The sequence below is a fragment of the Cryobacterium mannosilyticum genome (genome assembly GCF_004402705.1).
GTDB lineage: Bacteria > Actinomycetota > Actinomycetes > Actinomycetales > Microbacteriaceae > Cryobacterium > Cryobacterium mannosilyticum.
The window spans coordinates 1-18,692 of record NZ_SOFM01000045.1; the positions used below are offsets into that span (position 1 = coordinate 1).

An 18,692-nucleotide genomic window follows, 5' to 3' on the forward strand; every position below is an offset into this window, starting at 1 on the left:
CCGGCGGCCGCGCGGGCTGTGCCGGCGGGGCAGTCGTCGCGTCGTCGCCGGCCCCGGTCGGCGGTGCCGCGGCGGCCGCACCCCCGCCGCTCGAGGGCGGCGCCGTCGCCGCTGCGTCGCCGTAGAACACGGTCCTCGCCGGGCTGCCGCTGCTCATGTTGCCGGCCGGATCCTGCTGCACGGCGCGCACCTGGTAGGAGCCGGCGGCGACTCCGCCGGCGGTGCAGCGCCAGACGCCCCCGGAGACCCGGGCCGTGCACACCGAATACGGCCCGGCGAAGACCGTGACGGTCGCGCCGTCCTCACCCGCACCCTCATAGCTGGCCCCGCTCAGCGGCACCCGCGCCGAGTCGGCGGGGGAGGCCAGCCCCGGGGCGGCGGGGGCGTCGACGTCGAACCGGAGCGTGACGGGGGCGCTGGAGTTGGAGGAGGAGGGCAGGCTGAACGAGGTCTGCTGCACCGCGGTCACGTCGACCGGGCCGCCGGCCAGGCCGCCGCCGAAGGTGCACGACCAGGCGCCGGCCCCGTCGGCGGTGGAGGTGCACCGTTGGCCGCTGCTCAACTCGGTGATGACGGATGCGTTCGGATAACCGTTCCCGCGTACGACGCCGTTCGAGGCGCCGCCGCCGGTGGGCCCGCCGCTGACGCTCGGCGCCGCGAGTACCGCGATGGTCTGCTCGGCAGCGAGGGCGGGTTGCCCGGTGACGACGACCCGCAGGGGCACGGACGGTCCGCTCGGCAGCGGCACTCGGGTGCAGGTCCAGGCGGTGGACGGGCCGGCGGCCACGATGCAGAGCGGGTCGTCGCCGGTGGGGGACAGCAGCTGGATCTCCTGGCCGGCCTCCCGGGTGCCGGACACCGTGGTGCTTCCGCTGCCGACGAAACTGCCGGCCTGCGGGCTGTCGATGGTCGGGGCGACCGCCGCGGCGGTGTCTCGCGGGGTCGGGGCCGGCGACGGGGTCGGCGTGGGCGCAGGGTCGGCCGGGACGGACTGCACGGCCCGCGGCTGGCCGGCTTGGGCGGGGGCCGCGGCGCACACTCCGAACCCCAGCACAAGCACCAGGCCGAGAGCGGATGCGGCGGCCCGGCGCGGGTTCGATCGGCGGCCCTGTCGCGCGTCCGTGAGGCGCGATACGGCGAAGCGAGACCGAAGCATGAATTCCCCCTGTCACCATTTCAGGGGTCATGGCCGCAAAAGTCAACATCAGTGACCCCGCGTGTCTCCGACGCGGCAGATTCGTTATCTCCGGGCATGGTGCATACTGACGTCAGGGTCGAACGTCCCGCTCCTTTTCGGCGAAGAGTGAGGTCTCTCATGGTTCCGGCCCGCCCCTTCCTGCCGTCCCGCCTGGGGCGCCCGGACGCCGGATGACCGGCGCCGGCGGAACCACGGTCGTCGCCGTCCTCGCCGAACCCACCCGGCGGGTGCCGGGCCGGTGGATCGCCGCCTTCGCCACGGCCTGGCTCGGCATCTGGATGGCTCAGCTCACCCCGATCCAGTTGCTGCTGCCCGCGCAGATCGACCGCCGGCTGCACCCGGAGCACTGGATCGACAGCGTCGTGGCGTTCGGTGTCATCTCCGGCATCGCCGGAGCCTGCGCCATCGTGGCCTATCCGCTGGCGGGGGCGCTCTCCGATCGCACCACGAGCAGGTTCGGCCGCCGCCGGCCCTGGATCGCCGGCGGGGCGGTGCTGTTCGCGGCGGCCCTGCTGCTGCTCGGCCTGCAGGTGACCCTCGTCGGCATCGGCGTGTGCTGGGCGCTGGCGCTCACCGGTTTCTGCGTGCTGACGGCCGCGCTCACCGCGACCATCTCCGACCAGGTCCCGGTGTCCCAGCGCGGATTCGTGTCGGGCTGGCTGTCCGCGCCGCAGGCCATCGGCACGATCCTGGGCCTGCTGCTGGTCACCATGCTGTTCACCGGCCAATTCGCCGGGTACGCGGTCGTGGCGGCGCTGCTGCTCTGTCTCACCATCCCGTTCCTGCTGCTGCCCGACGCGGTGTTGCCCGCCCGGCACGAGCGACTGACCCTTCGCGGGGTCGTGGAGGGCCTGTGGATCAGCCCGCGCGAGCATCCGGACTTCGGCTGGACCCTGCTCAGCCGGGTGCTCGTCAGTCTCGGGAACGCCCTCGGCACCACCCTGCTGCTGTACTTCCTGATGTTCGGGCTGGGCGACGCTGACGCCGAGGACGACCTGATCCTGCTGACGCTGGTCTACATGGTCTTCGTGATCGTGGCGTCGATCGGCTTCGGACGCCTGAGCGACGTGCTGAACCGGCGCAAGCTGTTCGTCTTCGTTGCGGCGGGGCTGCAGGGCGTCGCCGCGGTCATGCTCGCGTTCATCCCCGCGCTGCCCGCGGCGATGGTGGCCGCGGGAATCCTCGGCCTCGGCTATGGGGCCTTCCTGTCGGTCGACCAGGCGCTGGCCACCCAGGTGCTGCCCGACCCGGCCACGCGCGGCAAGGACCTCGGCATCATGAACATCGCCACCGCGGTGCCGCAGGCCGTCGCGCCGCTGCTCGGCGCGGGCGTCGTGGCGGCATTCGGCTTCCCGGGACTCTTCGTGCTGGCCGGGCTGTGCGCCTTCGCCGGGGCGATCGCCGTGGAGAAGGTCACGGCGGTGCGCTGATGGGCATCGACCTGGCCGTCACGACGGATGCCGCGCCGTGGCTGACCCCGGACCGCTACTGGCCAGCCCTCACCGAGGCCACCTCCGGCCTCGGCACCCCCGTCGCCGCGCTGCACCTCGGCGCCCTCCGGCACAACACCGCCGACCTGCTCACCCGCGCGGCCGGCAGCCCGATCCGGGTCGCGACCAAGTCGATCCGGGTGCGCGGTGTGATCGAGGCGATCCTCGCCGTGCCGGGCTATCAGGGGCTGCTCGCCTACACGCTGGCGGAGGCGCTCTGGCTGGCCGACACGATGACCGACATCGTCGTCGGCTACCCGACCGCCGACAGCGGGGCGATCCTGGCTCTCGGCCGGTCGCCGGAGCTCGCCGGGCGGGTCACCCTGATGGTCGATTCGCTCGACCATCTCGACTTCATCGACGCCGTCCTCCCTCCGGGACGGCGGGAGACCATCCGGCTCTGCCTCGAACTGGACGCCGGCTGGGACGCGCCCGTGCTCGGCCGCCTGGGCGTCCACCGCTCGCCCGTTCACACGGTCGGCCAGGCCCGCGCCCTGGCCGCCGGCATCGCCGCCCGGCCAGGTTTCAGCCTCGTCGGGCTGATGGGCTACGAGGCGCAGATCGCCGGGGTCGGCGACCGGCCGGTCGGCCGGCCGCTCGGAGGTGTCGCCATCCGCTGGATGCGCCGCCGCTCGAGCGAGGAACTGGCCGCGCGCCGGGCCGCCGCGGTCGCGGCGGTGCGGGAGGTCGCGAACCTCGAGTTCGTCAACGGCGGCGGCACCGGGTCGCTGGAAAGCACCCGCGCCGACGCCTCGGTCACCGACATCGCCGCCGGCAGCGGGTTCTTCGGCGGGCACCTCTTCGACCACTATTCCGATTTCCGGCCGGCGCCGGCCGCCGCGTTCGCCCTCTCCGTCGTGCGCAAGCCGACCGCCGCGACCGCGACCCTGCTCGGCGGCGGTTGGATCGCCTCCGGGCCGCCCGGTCCCGACCGCAGCCCGCTGCCGGTCTGGCCGGAGGGCCTCGCGTTCCTGCCGCGGGAAATGGCCGGCGAGGTGCAGTCACCGGTCACCGGCGCCGCCGCCGCCGGACTGCGGGTCGGCGACCGGGTGTGGCTGCGGCACACCAAGTCCGGCGAGCCCAGCGAGCACGTGAACGAGTTCGCGGTGGTCGACGACGGCCAGGTGGTCGACCTGCTGCCCACCTACCGCGGCGAAGGGAAGGCGTTCCTGTGAGCGCGAGCGGTGCCCGGTGGAGCAACTGGTCCGGCAGCGAGTCGGTCCGGCCGGTGCGGGTGGAACGCCCGGCGAGCGTCGGCGCCGTGCAGCGTGCGGTTCAGGCCGCCGCCGCGGCCGGCCTCAGGATCAAGGCCGTCGGCTCCGGCCACAGCTTTTCGGGCATCGCCGTGGCCCCCGGGGTGCAGCTCGACCTGAACGACCTCTCCGGCCTGGTCGCCGTGGACGAATCCCTGGACCAGGTCACCCTGGCCGCCGGCACCCGGCTGCACCAGCTTCCCGCCCTGCTCGCGCCCCACAGGCTCGCCCTGGCCAACCTGGGCGACATCGACCGGCAGAGCATCGCCGGGGCCACCTCCACCGGCACCCACGGCACCGGCGGCGGCTTCGGCGGGCTGGCAACCCAGATCACGGCGGTGACCCTGGTCACCGCCGACGGCGGCCTGCTCCGCGTCAACGCCGCCGAGAACGCCGAGCTGTTGCCGGCGGCCCGGCTCGGGCTGGGGGCCCTCGGCATCCTCGTCGACGTCACCGTGCAATGCGTGCCCCGCTTCCTGCTGCACGCGGTCGAGGCCGCCGAGCCGCTCGAGGAGGTGCTCGAGGGGTACCTCGACCGCTCCCGCACGGTGGACCACTTCGAGTTCTACTGGTTCCCGCACACCGGCAGCGCCCTGACAAAGAGCAACACCCGGCTGCCCGGGGACGCGGCCAGGGCGCCGGTCGGCCGGCTCTCCCGCTGGGTCGACGACGAGCTGTTCGCCAACGGCGCCTACCGGGGGATCTGCGCCGCCGGCACGGCGCTGCCCGGTCTGGTGCCCGGCTTCAACCGGCTGGCCGAACGGCTCGCCGGCCGCCGCGAGTACACGGATGCCTCCCACCGCGTCTTCGTCTCCCGCCGCACCGTGCGCTTCCACGAGATGGAGTACGCGCTGCCCCGGCACCTGGTTCCAGCCGCCCTCCGCGAGGTGCGGGCGCTGATCGACGCCCGCGGCTGGCGCATCTCCTTCCCGCTCGAGGTGCGGTCGGCCGCCGCCGACGAACTGTGGCTCTCCACCGCGCAGGGCCGGGAGACCGGTTACATCGCCGTGCACCGGTACCACCGGGAAGACCCGGCCGAGTATTTCCACGCCGTCGAGGCGATCATGCGGGCACACGACGGGCGCCCGCACTGGGGCAAGATGCACTACCGCGACGCGGAGACGCTCCGCCCGGCCTACCCCCGGTTTACGGATTTCCTCCAGGTGCGTGACAGGCTCGACCCGGAGCGCCGCTTCAGCAACAGCTATCTGGAAAGAGTCCTGGGTCGATGAGCACCAAACCGGCAGGCAACACCCCCGCGGCGAGGGCCTGGCCCCACCGCGCCCGCGAACTCGGCGACCGGCTGCCCGCCGGCTTCGTCATCGGCACGGCAACGTCCGCGTTCCAGATCGAGGGCGGCGCCAGGGACGAAGGGCGGGGCGAGTCGAGCTGGGACCCGTTCACCCGCGCGGCGGGCCGGATCGTGGACGGCTCGAACGCATCCGTCGCCGCCGACCACTTCCACAAGCTCGACGAAGACCTGACCCTGCTCCGCGAGCTGGGCGCCGACGTCTACCGGTTCTCCTTCGCCTGGTCACGGGTGCAACCCGACGGCCGGGGCGCGCTCAGCCGCACCGGGCTGGCCTTCTACGACCGGCTGCTGGACGGCCTGCTCGCCGCCGGGATCAGCCCGATGGCGACGCTGTTCCACTGGGACACGCCGCTCCGGCTCCGCGGCGGCTGGCTCGGTCGCGACACCGCGCTGCGCTTCGGCGACTACGCGCACATGCTCGGCGAGGTCTTCGGCGACCGGATCGACTCCTGGCTCACCGTGAACGACCCGGCCACCGTCTTCCTGAACGGGTATGCGCTCGGCACGGATGCGCCGGGGGAGACCCGCCGCTTCGCCGCCCTGCCGGCCGCTCACCATCAGCTCCTCGGCCACGGCCTGGCCGTGCAGGCGCTGCGGGCGGCCGACGTGCGCGGCCGGATCGGCATCGCCAACCTGCACACTCCCGTGCAGGCCGACAGCGGCCGGGAGGCCGATGAGGTCGCGGCCGAACTGTTCGACGTGCTGCACAACCGGCTCTTCGCCGACGCGGTGCTGCTCGGCCGCTACCCCGAGCCGCCCGAGCCCTATGCGCTCGACCTGCGGATGCTCCTCGAAACCGACCCGGACGACCTCTCCACCATCCACCAGCCGCTCGACTTCTACGGGCTCAACTACCTGCAGCCGTCCCGGATCAAGGCCGGGCCGGCCGCGGCGACGACCCCGGCCGGCCCGCCGCGCGCCCCGGCGAAGCCGGAGACGACCGTGTCGTTCCCGTTCCACGTCACCCCGTTCCGGGAGTTCCCGGTCACCGGGGCCGGGGCGGCCGTCGCCCCCGAATACCTGGCTGTGGCCCTCGGCGAACTGCACACCCGCTACGGCGACCGGCTTCCGCCGGTCTACATCACCGCGAGCGGCGCCGGGTTCCCCGACGCGGCGGACCGGTACGGCGTCGTCGACGACCCGGCCCGGATCGACTACCTCGCCGAGCACCTCAGCGCGGCCCTCGACGCCGTCGCGCCCGGGGGCGTCGCCGAGGGCGTCGACCTGCGCGGCTACCTGGTGCGGTCCCTCCTCGACGGCTTCGAGTGGACGGCCGGCTACACCCAGCGCTATGGCCTTGTGCACGTCGACTTCGCCGACGGAAACCGCCGGCGCACCCCCAAGTCCTCCTACCGCTGGCTCCAGCAGGTGCTCGCCGCCCGCTGACCCACCCCGCTTTTCGGCCCGCTCTCCCCGCCGAACTGTGACTTCGGCACCGTTGCCGCCCGGCAATGTCAAGTGGTGGAAGCAACGCGGGGTTTTATGCTGCGAGGAGCAGCTGGTTCAGCCGGTTGGCTGGGGTCTCGAGGTCGAGGGTGGGGAGGGGACGGGGGAGGCTACGGGGTGCGGCGGCGCAGGGTGATCGAGCCGAGCACGACCGCGCCGACGATCCACGCCCCGATGATCAGCAGTTCACCGCCGACATACGCGGCATCCTGGGAATCATTCGCGACGGCCTGCAGCGCGTCGATCGCGTGCGAGAGCGGGAGCCAGTCGCTGATGGCGCGGAGGGCATCCGGCAGCTGGTCGCGCGGCAGGAAGATCCCACCGAGCAGGATCTGCGGGAAGACCAGCGCCGGCATGAACTGCACGACCTGGAATTCGGTGCGCGCGAACGCGCTGGCGAGCAGGCCGAGGGCCGTGCCGAGCACGGCGTCGGCGACCGCGACCGCGAGCAGCAGCCAGACCGATCCCGTGATCGACAGGCCGCAGACCCAGACCGAGTAGCCCACCGCGACCGCGGACTGCAGCACCGCGAGCAGTCCGAACGCCAACGTGTACCCGAGGATGAAGTCGCCCTTGCCGAGCGGCATCGACAGCAGCCGCTCGAGCGTGCCCGTCCGTCGTTCCCGCAGGGTGGTGATGCTCGTGACCAGGAACATCACGATGAACGGGAACAGTGCGATCATCGCCGGGCCGACCGTGTCGAACACCGGGGTGTCCGAGAAGATCCAAGCCAGCAGGCCGATCAGCAGGCTCGGCACCACGAGCAGCAACACGATCGTGCGCGGGTCGTGGCGGATCTGGCTGAGAACGCGCCCGGCGGTGGCCAGGGTGCGGCGCGGGTTCACAGGTCGCCGGCTTCCCGGGCGGCCGGGTCGGGCGACGGATGCGCGGCGATCAGGGCGAGGAACGCCGCCTCCACGTCGTGGGTGCCCGTCGAGGAGAGCAGGCCGGCCGGGGTGTCGTCGGCGAGGACCTCGCCGTGCCGCATCAGCAGCAGCCGGTCGCAGCGGCTCGCCTCGTCCATCACATGGCTGGACACGAGCAGGCTCGTCCCCGTGGCGGCCAGACGATGGAACAGGGCCCACAGTTCCGCCCTCAGCACGGGGTCGAGGCCCACGGTCGGCTCGTCGAGCACGAGGAGTTCGGGGGAGCCGAGGAGGGCGCCGGCCAGGGACACCCGGCTGCGCTGCCCGCCGGAGAGCGAGCCGGCCAGCTGGCCGGCATTCGCGGCCAGGTCGGTGGCCTCGATCACCCGGTCGATGTCGTCGCGGGTCGCGCCCAGCACGGCGGCGAAGTATGCCAGGTTCTGGCGCACGGTGAGGTCGTCGTACACGCTCGCGTCCTGGGTGACGTAGCCGACCCGGCCGCGCAGCGACGCGGTGCCCGCCGCCCGGCCCAGCACGGTGACCTCCCCGGACTGCACGATCTGCACCCCCACGATCGAGCGCATCAGGGTGGTTTTGCCGCATCCGCTCGGCCCGATCAGGCCGACGACCAGGCCGCGGGGCACGGAGAGGCTCAGTCCGTGCAGCACCGGATGCTTTCCCCGGCGGGCATGCAGGTCGCGCACCACGACAGCGGGAGCGGCTTTGTGCACCATGGTCACATTATTCGCCGATCAGGCACGGAAGTCATCCTCCGCGGACGGCGATTCTTGGAGTGTCATGGGAAGTGCATGGGAGCCTCAGGGCGCGCGGTTATGATGGGCGTGCATCGCAAGTCACGGTGCCCCGGGCCTCTGCCCGCCCCGCTTATCTCAAGGAGACGCTGCCATGGAATGGCTCATCCCGGTCCTCATCGTTGTTGCCCTCGTCGCCATCATCGGGATCTACCTCTGGGCCACCTATAACTCCCTCGTCACCCTCAAGGTGCGGGTGGACGAGGCGTGGAGCGACATCACCGTGCAGCTGAAGCGGCGGGCCGACCTCATCCCCAACCTGATCGAAACGGTCAAGGGCTACGCCGCGCACGAGAAGGCGGTCTTCGAGAACGTCACGAGGGCTCGCGCCGAGACGCTGAGCGCCCAGGGGCCGGCCGACGCGGCCGCCGCCGAGAACCACATGCAGACCGCGCTGAAGAGCATCTTCGCCGTCGCCGAGGCCTACCCGCAACTGCAGGCGAGCCAGAACTACCTGCAGCTCCAGGCCGAACTTGTCGACACCGAGGACAAGATCCAGGCGTCACGCCGGTTCTACAACGGCGGGGTTCGCGAACTCAACACGAAGATCCAGGTCTTCCCCAACAACCTCATCGCCAAGAACCTCGGCTTCACCCAGCGTGACTTCTTCGAGGTGTCCGACTCCGCCGCCATCGCGGAGCCGCCTCGCGTGCAGTTCTAACGGCGGGCGTCGATGTACAGCGCCATCGCGCGCAATAAGCGCAACACGGTCTTCATCATCATCCTGTTCCTGGCACTCATCGCCGGGCTCGGCTGGATCGCGAACGCGGTCTACAGCCCCCCGGGCAGCTACGGCATCCTGATCCTCACCCTCGTCGTGGCGAGCGGGTACGCCCTGGTGCAGTACTACCTGGCGGGGCGCCAGGCCGTGGCGATGAGCGGCGGCATCCGCGTCAACAGCAAGGCGGAGCATCCGCGGCTCTGGAACATCGTCGAGAACCTGTCGATCACCACGGGCACCCCGATGCCCGAGATCTACGTGATCAGCGACCCGGCGCCGAACGCGTTCGCGACCGGCCGCGACCCGCAGCATGCGATCGTCGCGGCGACGACCGGGCTGCTGGAGATCATGGACGACTCCGAGTTCGAGGGCGTGATGGCGCACGAACTCGGCCACGTGCGCAACTACGACATCCGGCTGTCGATGGTGGTCTTCGGACTCGTCGTCGCCGTCGGCTTCATCTCGGACATGTTCCTGCGGATGGCGTTCTTCGGCCGCAACAACAACAACAACGGCAACCCGATCGTCATGGTGTTCGGGCTGGTCGCGATCATCGTGGCGCCGCTCGTGGCGAGCATGGTGCAGCTGGCCGTGTCCCGGCAGCGCGAATACCTCGCGGATGCGACCAGCGCGCTGACCACCCGGCACCCCGACGCCCTCGCGAGCGCGCTGGCCAAGCTGGAGACGTACGGGCGCCCGATGCGAAAGCAGAACTCCTCGATGGCGCACCTGTGGATCGCCAACCCGCTGAAGCCCGGCATGATGGCGAAGCTGTTCAGCACCCACCCGCCGATCGACGACCGGATCGAACGACTGCACACCATGGGCCGCAAGTTCTGATCGCCCGGACCTGATCTCGGCAGGCTCGATCACCGGTGGTCGAGCCCGTCGAGACCGCGCCGAGTCGGGTCACGTCAGGTCAGATCAGTTCAACTCCGCGGCCAGGCCGGCGGCGAGGGTGCCGCGCTGGGCCACCGCGATCTCGTCCAACCCTTGCCAGGCGGCGGTCTCCCGCAGCACGGCGGCGAGGCGTCCGGCGGTGTCGGCCGGGGCATCCGGCTCGGCCCACGCGGCCTGCACCCGCAGCACCCCCGACTGGCGGTCGTTCTTCAGGTCCACCCGGCCGACGATCGTGTCGCCGAGCAGCACCGGCAGCACGTAGTAGCCGAACACGCGCCGGGGCTGCGGAGTGTAGATCTCGATCCGGTAGTGGAAGTCGAACAGGCGCAGCGCCCGCGCCCGTTCCCAGACGACGGGGTCGAACGGGGAGAGCACCGCGGCGGCGTCCACCCGGCGGGGGAGTCTGGCGTCCCGGTGGAGCCAGGCCGCTCCGGCAGTGCCGCCCCTGCCCCAGCCGGCGACCTCCACCGGGATCAGCTCCCCGGCATCCTCGAGCTCGCGGATGGCCGCCGCCGCCGGCGTCGACTTCAACCGGAAGTAGTCCGCGAAGTCCTTCGCCGTGCCGATGCCGTGGGCGCGCGCGGACCGGCTGATCAGCTCCCGGTGGGCATCGCCCTTATTGACCTGCCGACCGAGCAACTCCGTGGGGAACACCTGCTCCGGCAGCCCGTAGACCCGTTCGAAGCGCTGCCGTCCGGCGCTGACCACATCGCCCCAGCGGAAGAGCACTTCCAGCCCGGTCTTCACATCGGACCAGCCCCACCAGGGGCCGCTGCGCTTGTTCGCGTCGTGCTCGATCGCACTGGCCGGCAACGGACCCTTCTCGGCCAGCTCGGCGAGCAGCCAGTCCAGCATCGGCCGGTTGCCGGCGGCCCAGCTGTCGGGCGTGCCGGCGGCCAGGTCACGGTAGTGCTGCATCCGCCAGCCGAACAGCGGCCAGGTGTCCAGCGGCAGGAACGACGCCTCGTGCGCCCAGTACTCGGTGAACCGTGCCTCACGACCGCTGGTCAGCCGGTCGAGCTGCGCCTTGTCGTAGCCGCCGAGACGACTGAACGCCGGCAGGTAGTGGCTGCGCTCGAAGACGTTCACCGAGTCGATCTGCAGCAGCTCGATCCGGTTCACGAGGGCATCCAGCTGACGGATGCCGGGCAGCGCCGCGGACCGGCGGCCGAAACCCTGGGCGGCCAGCGCGACGCGGCGAGCGAGCGCGGGGGAGACTGACTGGACCATCAGATCGACCCTACTGCCCGGCTCCCTTTCTGTCGTCCACGACGTTCGGGATGGAGATTCTCGCGGCGCGCCGGCTGCGGCGCCGCGGATCGCGGCGCGTCGCGAAAAACTCCATCCCGGTGCGTCTGGCCGGCACCGAGCGGCCGGCGCGGCATCCGTCGCCCAGCATTCACGTGCCGTTCAGGCGGGTGCCGCACGTCGGTCGACCGCGCCTCCTAGTCTCGCGATGACCAGCAACCCGGCACACAACTGCGCGCGCCCATCCGCGTGCGGCCCGTCGCTGGTCCGACGGAGGACAACTTGATCACCACACGCACCCTGGTCGCGTCCCTGGCCGCCACGGCCATACTCGCGATCGGCCTCACCGGATGCTCCGGCGCCCAAGCGAGCGGCACCGGCACGACCGACGCCGCCACGGCCACCAGCCTGAGCGCCTTCGGCGACCTGCCTGCCCTCGAAACCGCCGCCAAGGCGGAGGGCAGCCTCAACGTCATCGCGTTGCCGCGTGACTGGGCCAACTACGGCGCCGTGCTCGACGCGTTCACCAAGAAGTACCCCGAGATCACGATCAACGAGGCCTCGCCGGACGGCTCGAGCGCCGAGGAGATCCAGGCCGCCGACACCCTCAAGGGCCAGGACACCGCCCCCGACGTCTTCGACCTGGGCCTGGCCGTCGCCCTTTCCAGCACCGACCGCTTCGCGCCGTACCAGGTGGCCACCTGGGCCGACATCCCCGACGCCCTCAAGGAGGCGAGCGGACTCTACACCGGCGACTACGGCGGATACCTGGCCGTGGGCTACGACCCCGACGCCGTTCCTGCGCCGAAGAAGCTCGGCGACCTGCTCGGCGCCGCGTACAAGGGCAAGGTCGCCATCAACGGCGATCCGACCCAGGCCGGGGCCGCATTCGCCGCCGTCGGCATGGCAAGCGTGCAGAACGGGGGCACGGTCGATGACTTCCAGCCCGGCGTCGACTTCTTCAGCAAGCTGAACGCGGCCGGCAACTTCGTCAAGATCGACCCGACCCCGGCCACCATCGCCTCGGGCGAGACCCCCGTCGTACTCGACTGGGATTACCTCAACGTGGGCTACGGAAAGAAGCTCGACGGCCAGCGCAACTGGAAGGTCGTCGTCTTCAGCGGCACCGGCTACGCCGGCTACTACAACCAGGCCGTGAGCAAGGATGCCCCGCACCCGGCCGCCGCCCGGCTGTGGCAGGAGTTCCTCTACAGCGACGAGGGCCAGAACCTGTGGCTCGGCGGCGGGGCACGTCCCGTCCGCGCCGAGGCGATGACCGCCGCGGGCACCATCGACGCGAAACTGCTCGGCGCCCTCCCCGAGGCCCCCGCCGAGACCGTGGTGCCGACCAAGGAGCAGAGCGCCGCCGGCGCCGCCCTGCTCGGAACGAAGTGGGCCGCTGCTGTCCAGTAGCCTCCGCAAAACGGCAGCGGCCTTCGGGCTGCTGCCGTTCGCGGTTTATGTGCTCCTCTTCCTCGTCGTGCCGACCCTGATCGCCGTCGGCACCGGGTTCTTCGACACGTCCGGCGCGTTCACCCTCGACACGGTGGCCGCCCTCGGCAACCCGGTGGTGCTGGGTGCCTTCGGCAACTCGTTCGCGCTCTCCGCCCTGACCTCGGTGATCGGCGCCCTCGTCGGCGCGATCGCCTGCTACGGCCTGCTCGGCGCCCGGCCCGACGGCGCGCTCCGCGCCGTGGTCGATTCGCTCAGCGGCGTGCTCGCCCAGTTCGGCGGGGTCATGCTCGCCTTCGCGTTCGTGGCGACCATCGGCATCCAGGGCATGGTCACGCTCTTCCTGCGCGACACCTTCGGTGTGGACATCTTCGCCGACGGCGTCTGGCTCTACGAGCTGCCCGGGCTGGTGCTGCCCTACCTCTACTTCCAGGTGCCGTTGATGATCATCACCTTCATGCCCGCCCTCCAGGCGCTGAAACCGACCTGGGCCGAAGCCAACGCGACCCTCGGCGGCAGCCGCGCCACCTACTGGCTGCGGATCGCCGGCCCCGTGCTCGCTCCCTCCTTCCTCGGCAGCCTGCTGCTGCTCTTCGCCAACGCGTTCTCCTCTTACGCGACGGCCGCGGCGCTGACCAGCCAGGGATCCCAGATCGTGCCGTTGCAGATCCGATCCGCGCTCACCAGCGAGACCCTGCTCGGCCGGGAGAACCTGGCCGGGGCGCTGGCGCTCGGGATGATCCTGGTGATGGTGGTGGTGATGGCCGGCTACTCCGCCCTGCAGGCCAGGGCCGCCCGGTGGCAGCGATGACCGTCGTCCGGGAGGCCGGTGCAACCGGTCACGGCACCCGGGGCGTCAGCCGGCGCGGCGCCCGGCCGGGACCGGTCGCTCGGGGCGGCGTCGCCCACGCTCCTTCGCGCGCCGTACGGGCGCTTCTCCTGGGCGGGATCGGCCTGTTCTTCCTCATCCCCGTCGTGGCCATGGTCGAGTTCACCCTGCGCAAGGGTCTCGGCGGCGGGCACGACGCCTCCCGCTGGATCGCCCTGGCCCAGGGCGGCCTGACCGGGCAGTACCGGCAGGTGCTCGTCGCCCTCGGCAACTCGGTCGGCCTGGCCGTGGGAACCGTGCTGATCGTGCTCCTGCTGCTCGTGCCCACCCTGCTGCTGGTGCACATCCGTTTTCCCCGGCTGCGACGGGTGATGGAGTTCGTCTGCATCCTGCCGATCAGCATCCCGGCGATCGTGCTCGTCGTCGGCCTCGCCCCGGTCTACTCGCTGCTCTCTCGGCTCGCCGGCAGCGGCGTCTGGACGCTCGCATTCGCCTACGGCATCACCGTGCTGCCCTACGCCTACCGGGCGATCCAGGCCAACCTGGACGGTGTCGACGTGCGCACCCTCAGCGAGGCGGCCCGCACCCTCGGCGCCGGCTGGGGGAGCGTGCTGTTCCGGGTCCTCGTGCCCAACCTCCGCCGCGGCATCCTGGCCGGGGCGTTCATCGCCGTCGCCGTGGTGCTCGGCGAGTTCACCATCGCCTCCCTGCTGAGCCGGGTGAACCTGCAGACCGCGCTCGTCGTGGTCAGCAAGGCCGACCCGTACACGGCCGTGATCTTCTCCCTGCTCGCCCTGACCTTCGCGTTCCTGCTCCTGCTCCTCATCGGCCGCCTCGGCGCCGAACGCACCCGCCCGCGACGACGACGCCCCATCGGAGGCCGGCCATGACCCGGAACACCATCAGCACCGCCAGCACCGGCAACACCCCGAAGCCCCCGAACGCCACGGCGGCCGGCCCGGCCGGGCGGCGCGGAGCGGTGGTCGAGTTCTCCGGGGTGTCCAAGCACTTCGGCGGCCATCGGGCGCTGAACGGATTCGACCTCACCCTGCACGCCGGTGAGTTCGTCGCCCTGCTCGGCCCGAGCGGCAGCGGCAAGACGACGGCCCTGCGGGCACTCGCCGGCCTCGAGTCGACGGATGCCGGCACCATCCTGATCGACGGGGTCGACGTGTCCACGCTGCCGACGAGCCGGCGCGACATGGGCATGGTCTTCCAGGCGTACTCGCTCTTCCCGCACCTGAGCGCGGGGGAGAACGTCGAATTCGGCCTCCGGATGCGCGGGGTCGCCGCCGCGGCCCGTCGCAGCCGGGCGAGGGAGGCCCTCGCCCTCGTCGGACTCGACGACCACTACGACCGGTTCTCGCACCAGCTCTCCGGCGGCCAGCAGCAACGCGTCGCGCTGGCCCGCGCCCTGGTCACCGAACCGAGGGTGCTCCTCCTCGACGAGCCGCTCTCCGCGCTCGACGCCAAGGTGCGGGTGACCCTGCGCGAGGAGATCCGGCGGATCCAGACCGAGCTGGGCATCACCACCCTGTTCGTCACGCACGACCAGGACGAGGCGCTCGCCGTCGCCGACCGGGTCGCGGTCATGCGCGACGGCGGGATCGAGCAGGTGGGCACGCCGGAGGACCTGTACTCCCGGCCGGCGTCGCCGTTCATCGCCGACTTCGTCGGCCTGAGCAACCAGCTGGCCGGGGTCGTGCGCCACGGTTTCGCGGAGCTGTACGGCACGAAACTGCCGCTCGTCGACCCGTCGCAGGCCGACGGCGACGTGCTGGCCCTGGTGCGGCCGGAAGACCTCGAATTCTCCGGCGACGGGCTGGCCGGCGTCGTTGTCGCGTCCAGTTTCCACGGTTCGCTCCGCCGCACCCGGGTGCGGCTCGCCGACGGCGCCGAGGTGTCGGTGCAGCACATCGTGCGGGTGCAGCCCGTTCCCGGCGACAGCGTGCGGCTGCGCTTCTGCGGCGCCCCGGTCTCGGTCGAGGCGGTCGCGGTTTCCCGGTAGCGGGCATGCACGGCGGCGAATGCGGGATTGCCTAGAATGATCCGGTGACTGAATCCACGGGAAAGCCAGGCTGGGGCGCACTGCTGAGCGGGCGCAAACGGCGCGCCCTGGCACCGATCCCGAACGGTGTCGACGAGAACATCCCCGCCGGCATCCGCCTGGCCGGCGCGTGGTCGTGGCGGCTGGTCGCCATCGGTGCGGCGATCGCCGTCTTCCTCTTCATCGTGGTGCAGCTGCGGCTCATCGTCATCCCGCTGCTCGTCGCCGTGCTGGTGTCCTCCCTTCTCGTTCCGCTGGTCGCGTTCCTCGTGCGGCACAAGTGGCCGAAGGGCATCGCCGTCGCGCTCTCCCTGCTCGGCACCCTTGCCGTGCTCGGCGGCCTGATCACCCTGGCCGCCACCCAGATCGCGGACGGCACGACCGGCCTGAGCACCCGGCTCGCCGCCTCCTACGCCGGGCTGAAGGACTTCCTGCTCGCCTCGCCGTTGCACCTGACCGAACCGCAGATCAACGACTACCTGCAGCAGGCGTGGACGGCGATCCAGGCCGACAGCCAGGTCTTCGTCAGCGGGGCGCTGTCGGTGGGATCCTCGCTCGGCCACCTGCTGACCGGGCTGCTCCTCACCCTGTTCAGCCTCCTGTTCATCCTCATCGACGGGGCCGGAATCTGGGCCTGGATCGTGCGGATCTTCCCGCGTCGCGCCCGTGCCGCCGTCGCCGGGGCCGGCGCGGCCGGCTGGGAGACGCTGGGCAACTTCGCCAAGGTGCAGATCCTCGTCGCCTCGATCGACGCCGTCGGCATCGGCGTCGGGGCCGCGCTGCTCGGGGTGCCGCTCGCGGTGCCGATCGGCGTGCTCGTCTTCCTCGGCTCGTTCATCCCGATCGTCGGCGCCGTCGCGACCGGCGCGGTGGCCGTGGTCATCGCCCTGCTCTTCAACTCCTGGCCGATCGCGCTGGCCATGCTCGGCGTCGTGCTGCTCGTGCAGCAGATCGAAGGCCACGTGCTCCAGCCGCTGATCATGGGCACGGCCGTCAAGGTGCACCCGCTCGGCGTGGTGCTCGTCGTCGCGGCAGGATCGCTGCTCGCCGGCATCCCGGGCGCCCTGTTCGCCGTGCCGATCGCGGCCGTGCTCAACGTCATGATCAACTTCATCCACCGCGGCACCTGGCGGGCCGTGCCCGCGGACACGGCACCCGCCATCAGTTCCCCGCTCTGGCAGACCGTGCCGCAAAGCCGCCCCGGCTTCCGTCCGAACGAGAGTGCCGCCCATGAGTAACGTTTCCCTCGTCGGCCCCACCCTGGCCGACTTCGAGGCCGCCCGCTTCGTCGTCGCCACCGTCGCCCGGGTCACCCCGATGGAAAGCTCCCGCTACCTCAGCGAACTGCTCGGCTCGCCCGTGCACTTGAAGTGCGAGAACCTGCAGCGCACCGGGTCATACAAGATCCGCGGGGCCTACAACCGGCTCTCCCGGCTGACCGACGAGGAGAAGAGCCACGGCGTCGTCGCGGCCTCGGCCGGCAACCACGCCCAGGGGGTCGCGTTCGCCGCCCGTGAACTGGGCATCAAGGCCACCATCTTCATGCCCGTCGGCGTTGCGCTGCCCAAGCTCCAGGCCACCCGCGACTACGGGGCGCACGTCATCCTGCGCGGGAACACGGTCGCCGAGCCGCTCCTGGCTGCCGCGGCCTACGCCATCGAGACCGGTGCGATCCTGATTCCGCCGTTCGACCACCCGGATGTCGTCACCGGCCAGGGCACGCTGGGCCTGGAGATCCTCGACCAGGTTCCGGGCCTCGACACCGTCATCGTGCCCATCGGCGGCGGGGGTCTGATCTCCGGCGTCGCGAGCGCGCTCAAGCAGCGCGCCGCCCGGGAGGGGCGCACGATCCGGGTGATCGGCGTGCAAGCGGAGAACGCCGCGGCGTACCCGCCGTCCCTGGCTGCGGGGGTGGCCACCGAGATCGTGATCTCGCCGACGATCGCCGACGGCATCGCGGTTGCCAAGCCGGGCCTGCTGAACTTCCAGATCGTGCGCGACATGGTCGACGAGGTCGTCACGGTCACCGAGGACGACACCGCTCGCGCGCTGCTCGTGCTGCTCGAGCGCGCCAAACTCGTGGTCGAACCCGCCGGTGCGGTCGCCGTGGCGGCGATCCTGGCCGGGAAGATCTCCGCGTCCGGGCCCACCGTCGCGATCCTCAGCGGCGGAAACATCGACCCGCTGCTGATGCAGCGCGTGATCAGCCACGGCCTCGCGGCATCCGGTCGTTATCTCACCCTGCGGATCATGCTGCCCGACCGCCCGGGCCAGCTCGCCCGCATCTCGGAGCTGCTCGCGGAGGCGCACGCCAATGTGATCGAGGTGCTGCACACCCGGCACGGGGTGGGCCTGCAGATCAGCGAGGTCGAGCTGAACGTCAGCGTCGAAACCCGCGGACCCGACCACCGCCAGCACGTCGTCGACGTGCTTCGCTCGGCCGGCTACGACCCGCAGGTCGACTAGTCCGGTCTGCGCCGGCTCGACCACCGCCCTCGGTGGTCGAGCCTGACGAGACCCCGCCGGCTCGGCCGGCTAGTTGCCGGCCCAGGTCTCGACGAGAAGGATCTCGACGGCGATGTCCTTGCCGCCGGGCGTGGTGTACGACGTCTTCGCCCCGACCCTCAGCCCGAGGATCGCGGAGCCGAGCGGGCTCTGCTCGCTGAACACGTCGAGGTCGCTGCCTCCGGCGATCTCGCGGCTGCCGATCAGGAATCGCGTCTCGTCGCCCGCGATCGTCGCGGTGATGACGGTGCCGGGCTCGACGACGCCCTGGCTTTCGGGCGCGTGGCCGACCTCGGCATTGCGCAGCAGCACGACGAGGGTGCGGATGCGCGCCTCCATTTTGCCCTGCTCGTCCTTGGCGGCGTGGTAGCCGGAGTTCTCCTTGAGGTCGCCCTCTTCACGCGCGGACTCGATCTTCTTGGCGATCTCGACCCGTCCGACGGTGCTCAGGGACTCAAGCTCGGCAGCCAGGCGGTCATAGGCCTCCTGGGTCAGCCAGGTGACCGTTGTTGGGGTAGTCATGGGTGCTCCTCCTCGTGCGCGTAGTGCGGTGAGTGTGACGCGCAGGGTTCGCCTGCGGCAATACAACGGACGCCCCGACGTATCACGTCGG

The 18,692-nt window shown here is 71.4% G+C and carries 17 protein-coding genes; 12 read left to right on the forward strand and 5 right to left on the reverse strand.

Annotated features, from left to right (window positions below; translation table 11 throughout):
* On the reverse strand, positions 1-1,156 hold a 1,156-nt coding region (locus tag E3O32_RS14520; RefSeq protein WP_241974994.1), incomplete at its 3' end, for an Ig-like domain-containing protein.
* A gap of 212 nt (positions 1,157-1,368) precedes the next feature.
* Here E3O32_RS14520 and E3O32_RS14525 point away from each other — a divergent pair.
* From E3O32_RS14525 to E3O32_RS14540, 4 genes are read left to right on the forward strand one after another with little or no spacing between them, the layout of a single operon-like run.
* A complete protein-coding gene (locus E3O32_RS14525) occupies positions 1,369-2,628 on the forward strand; it encodes an MFS transporter (protein WP_134510547.1) in 1,260 nt (419 codons plus the stop codon).
* Complete coding sequence (locus E3O32_RS14530) at positions 2,628-3,863, forward strand: alanine racemase (RefSeq protein ID WP_134510548.1); 1,236 nt, start codon at positions 2,628-2,630, stop codon at positions 3,861-3,863. The genes E3O32_RS14525 and E3O32_RS14530 overlap by 1 nt, the downstream gene beginning before the upstream one ends.
* Positions 3,860-5,173: a D-arabinono-1,4-lactone oxidase gene (locus tag E3O32_RS14535; protein WP_134510549.1), complete on the forward strand. Its 1,314-nt coding sequence runs from the start codon at positions 3,860-3,862 to the stop codon at positions 5,171-5,173. Before E3O32_RS14530 ends, E3O32_RS14535 begins: the two co-directional genes overlap by 4 nt.
* Complete coding sequence (locus E3O32_RS14540) at positions 5,170-6,639, forward strand: glycoside hydrolase family 1 protein (RefSeq protein ID WP_134510550.1); 1,470 nt, start codon at positions 5,170-5,172, stop codon at positions 6,637-6,639. Before E3O32_RS14535 ends, E3O32_RS14540 begins: the two co-directional genes overlap by 4 nt.
* A gap of 170 nt (positions 6,640-6,809) precedes the next feature.
* On the opposite strand, the gene E3O32_RS14545 is transcribed toward E3O32_RS14540, so the two are convergent.
* Both E3O32_RS14545 and E3O32_RS14550 read right to left on the reverse strand, forming a co-directional pair.
* Entirely contained in the window at positions 6,810-7,544 is a 735-nt protein-coding gene (locus tag E3O32_RS14545) for an ABC transporter permease (protein ID WP_134510551.1), read from the reverse strand.
* On the reverse strand, positions 7,541-8,299 hold the full coding sequence (locus E3O32_RS14550; protein WP_134510552.1) for an ABC transporter ATP-binding protein: 759 nt from the start codon (positions 8,297-8,299) through the stop codon (positions 7,541-7,543). The genes E3O32_RS14545 and E3O32_RS14550 overlap by 4 nt, the downstream gene beginning before the upstream one ends.
* Before the next feature lie 172 nt (positions 8,300-8,471).
* On the opposite strand from E3O32_RS14550, the gene E3O32_RS14555 reads away from it, so the two are divergent.
* Positions 8,472-9,038: a LemA family protein gene (locus tag E3O32_RS14555; protein ID WP_134510553.1), complete on the forward strand. Its 567-nt coding sequence runs from the start codon at positions 8,472-8,474 to the stop codon at positions 9,036-9,038.
* A gap of 12 nt (positions 9,039-9,050) precedes the next feature.
* Entirely contained in the window at positions 9,051-9,938 is an 888-nt protein-coding gene (locus E3O32_RS14560) for a M48 family metalloprotease (RefSeq protein WP_134510554.1), read from the forward strand.
* A gap of 84 nt (positions 9,939-10,022) precedes the next feature.
* On the opposite strand, the gene E3O32_RS14565 is transcribed toward E3O32_RS14560, so the two are convergent.
* On the reverse strand, positions 10,023-11,228 hold the full coding sequence (locus E3O32_RS14565) for a winged helix-turn-helix domain-containing protein (RefSeq protein ID WP_134510555.1): 1,206 nt from the start codon (positions 11,226-11,228) through the stop codon (positions 10,023-10,025).
* A gap of 300 nt (positions 11,229-11,528) precedes the next feature.
* Between E3O32_RS14565 and E3O32_RS14570 the strand changes: the two genes are divergently transcribed.
* From E3O32_RS14570 to ilvA, 6 genes are read left to right on the forward strand one after another with little or no spacing between them, the layout of a single operon-like run.
* Entirely contained in the window at positions 11,529-12,659 is a 1,131-nt protein-coding gene (locus E3O32_RS14570) for an ABC transporter substrate-binding protein (protein WP_134510556.1), read from the forward strand.
* On the forward strand, positions 12,646-13,509 hold the full coding sequence (locus tag E3O32_RS14575; RefSeq protein ID WP_134510557.1) for an ABC transporter permease: 864 nt from the start codon (positions 12,646-12,648) through the stop codon (positions 13,507-13,509). The genes E3O32_RS14570 and E3O32_RS14575 overlap by 14 nt, the downstream gene beginning before the upstream one ends.
* A complete protein-coding gene (locus tag E3O32_RS14580) occupies positions 13,506-14,417 on the forward strand; it encodes an ABC transporter permease (protein WP_134510558.1) in 912 nt (303 codons plus the stop codon). The genes E3O32_RS14575 and E3O32_RS14580 overlap by 4 nt, the downstream gene beginning before the upstream one ends.
* Positions 14,414-15,535 (forward strand): ABC transporter ATP-binding protein, encoded by a 1,122-nt coding sequence (locus E3O32_RS14585; protein WP_134510559.1) that lies wholly within the window; start codon positions 14,414-14,416, stop codon positions 15,533-15,535. The genes E3O32_RS14580 and E3O32_RS14585 overlap by 4 nt, the downstream gene beginning before the upstream one ends.
* Before the next feature lie 44 nt (positions 15,536-15,579).
* Positions 15,580-16,812 (forward strand): AI-2E family transporter, encoded by a 1,233-nt coding sequence (locus E3O32_RS14590; protein ID WP_134510560.1) that lies wholly within the window; start codon positions 15,580-15,582, stop codon positions 16,810-16,812.
* The gene (gene ilvA, locus E3O32_RS14595; protein WP_134510561.1) at positions 16,805-18,040 is read left to right on the forward strand and encodes a threonine ammonia-lyase; all 1,236 of its coding nucleotides are present in this window, start codon (positions 16,805-16,807) and stop codon (positions 18,038-18,040) included. Before E3O32_RS14590 ends, ilvA begins: the two co-directional genes overlap by 8 nt.
* A 69-nt stretch (positions 18,041-18,109) precedes the next feature.
* On the opposite strand, the gene greA is transcribed toward ilvA, so the two are convergent.
* Positions 18,110-18,601, reverse strand: a complete 492-nt coding sequence (greA, locus tag E3O32_RS14600; protein WP_134510562.1) for a transcription elongation factor GreA — start codon at positions 18,599-18,601, stop codon at positions 18,110-18,112.
* Positions 18,602-18,692 lie beyond the last annotated feature (91 nt).

Bases quoted from the DNA above. Each gene is read 5' to 3' on its own strand.
- E3O32_RS14525 (WP_134510547.1), top strand. From the start codon at position 1,369: ATGACCGGCGCCGGCGGAACCACGGTCGTCGCCGTCCTCGCCGAACCC.
- E3O32_RS14530 (WP_134510548.1), top strand. From the start codon at position 2,628: ATGGGCATCGACCTGGCCGTCACGACGGATGCCGCGCCGTGGCTGACC.
- E3O32_RS14540 (WP_134510550.1), top strand. From the start codon at position 5,170: ATGAGCACCAAACCGGCAGGCAACACCCCCGCGGCGAGGGCCTGGCCC.
- E3O32_RS14550 (WP_134510552.1), bottom strand. From the start codon at position 8,299: ATGGTGCACAAAGCCGCTCCCGCTGTCGTGGTGCGCGACCTGCATGCC.
- E3O32_RS14555 (WP_134510553.1), top strand. From the start codon at position 8,472: ATGGAATGGCTCATCCCGGTCCTCATCGTTGTTGCCCTCGTCGCCATC.
- E3O32_RS14560 (WP_134510554.1), top strand. From the start codon at position 9,051: ATGTACAGCGCCATCGCGCGCAATAAGCGCAACACGGTCTTCATCATC.
- E3O32_RS14565 (WP_134510555.1), bottom strand. From the start codon at position 11,228: ATGGTCCAGTCAGTCTCCCCCGCGCTCGCTCGCCGCGTCGCGCTGGCC.
- E3O32_RS14580 (WP_134510558.1), top strand. From the start codon at position 13,506: ATGACCGTCGTCCGGGAGGCCGGTGCAACCGGTCACGGCACCCGGGGC.
- E3O32_RS14585 (WP_134510559.1), top strand. From the start codon at position 14,414: ATGACCCGGAACACCATCAGCACCGCCAGCACCGGCAACACCCCGAAG.
- ilvA (WP_134510561.1), top strand. From the start codon at position 16,805: ATGAGTAACGTTTCCCTCGTCGGCCCCACCCTGGCCGACTTCGAGGCC.
- greA (WP_134510562.1), bottom strand. From the start codon at position 18,601: ATGACTACCCCAACAACGGTCACCTGGCTGACCCAGGAGGCCTATGAC.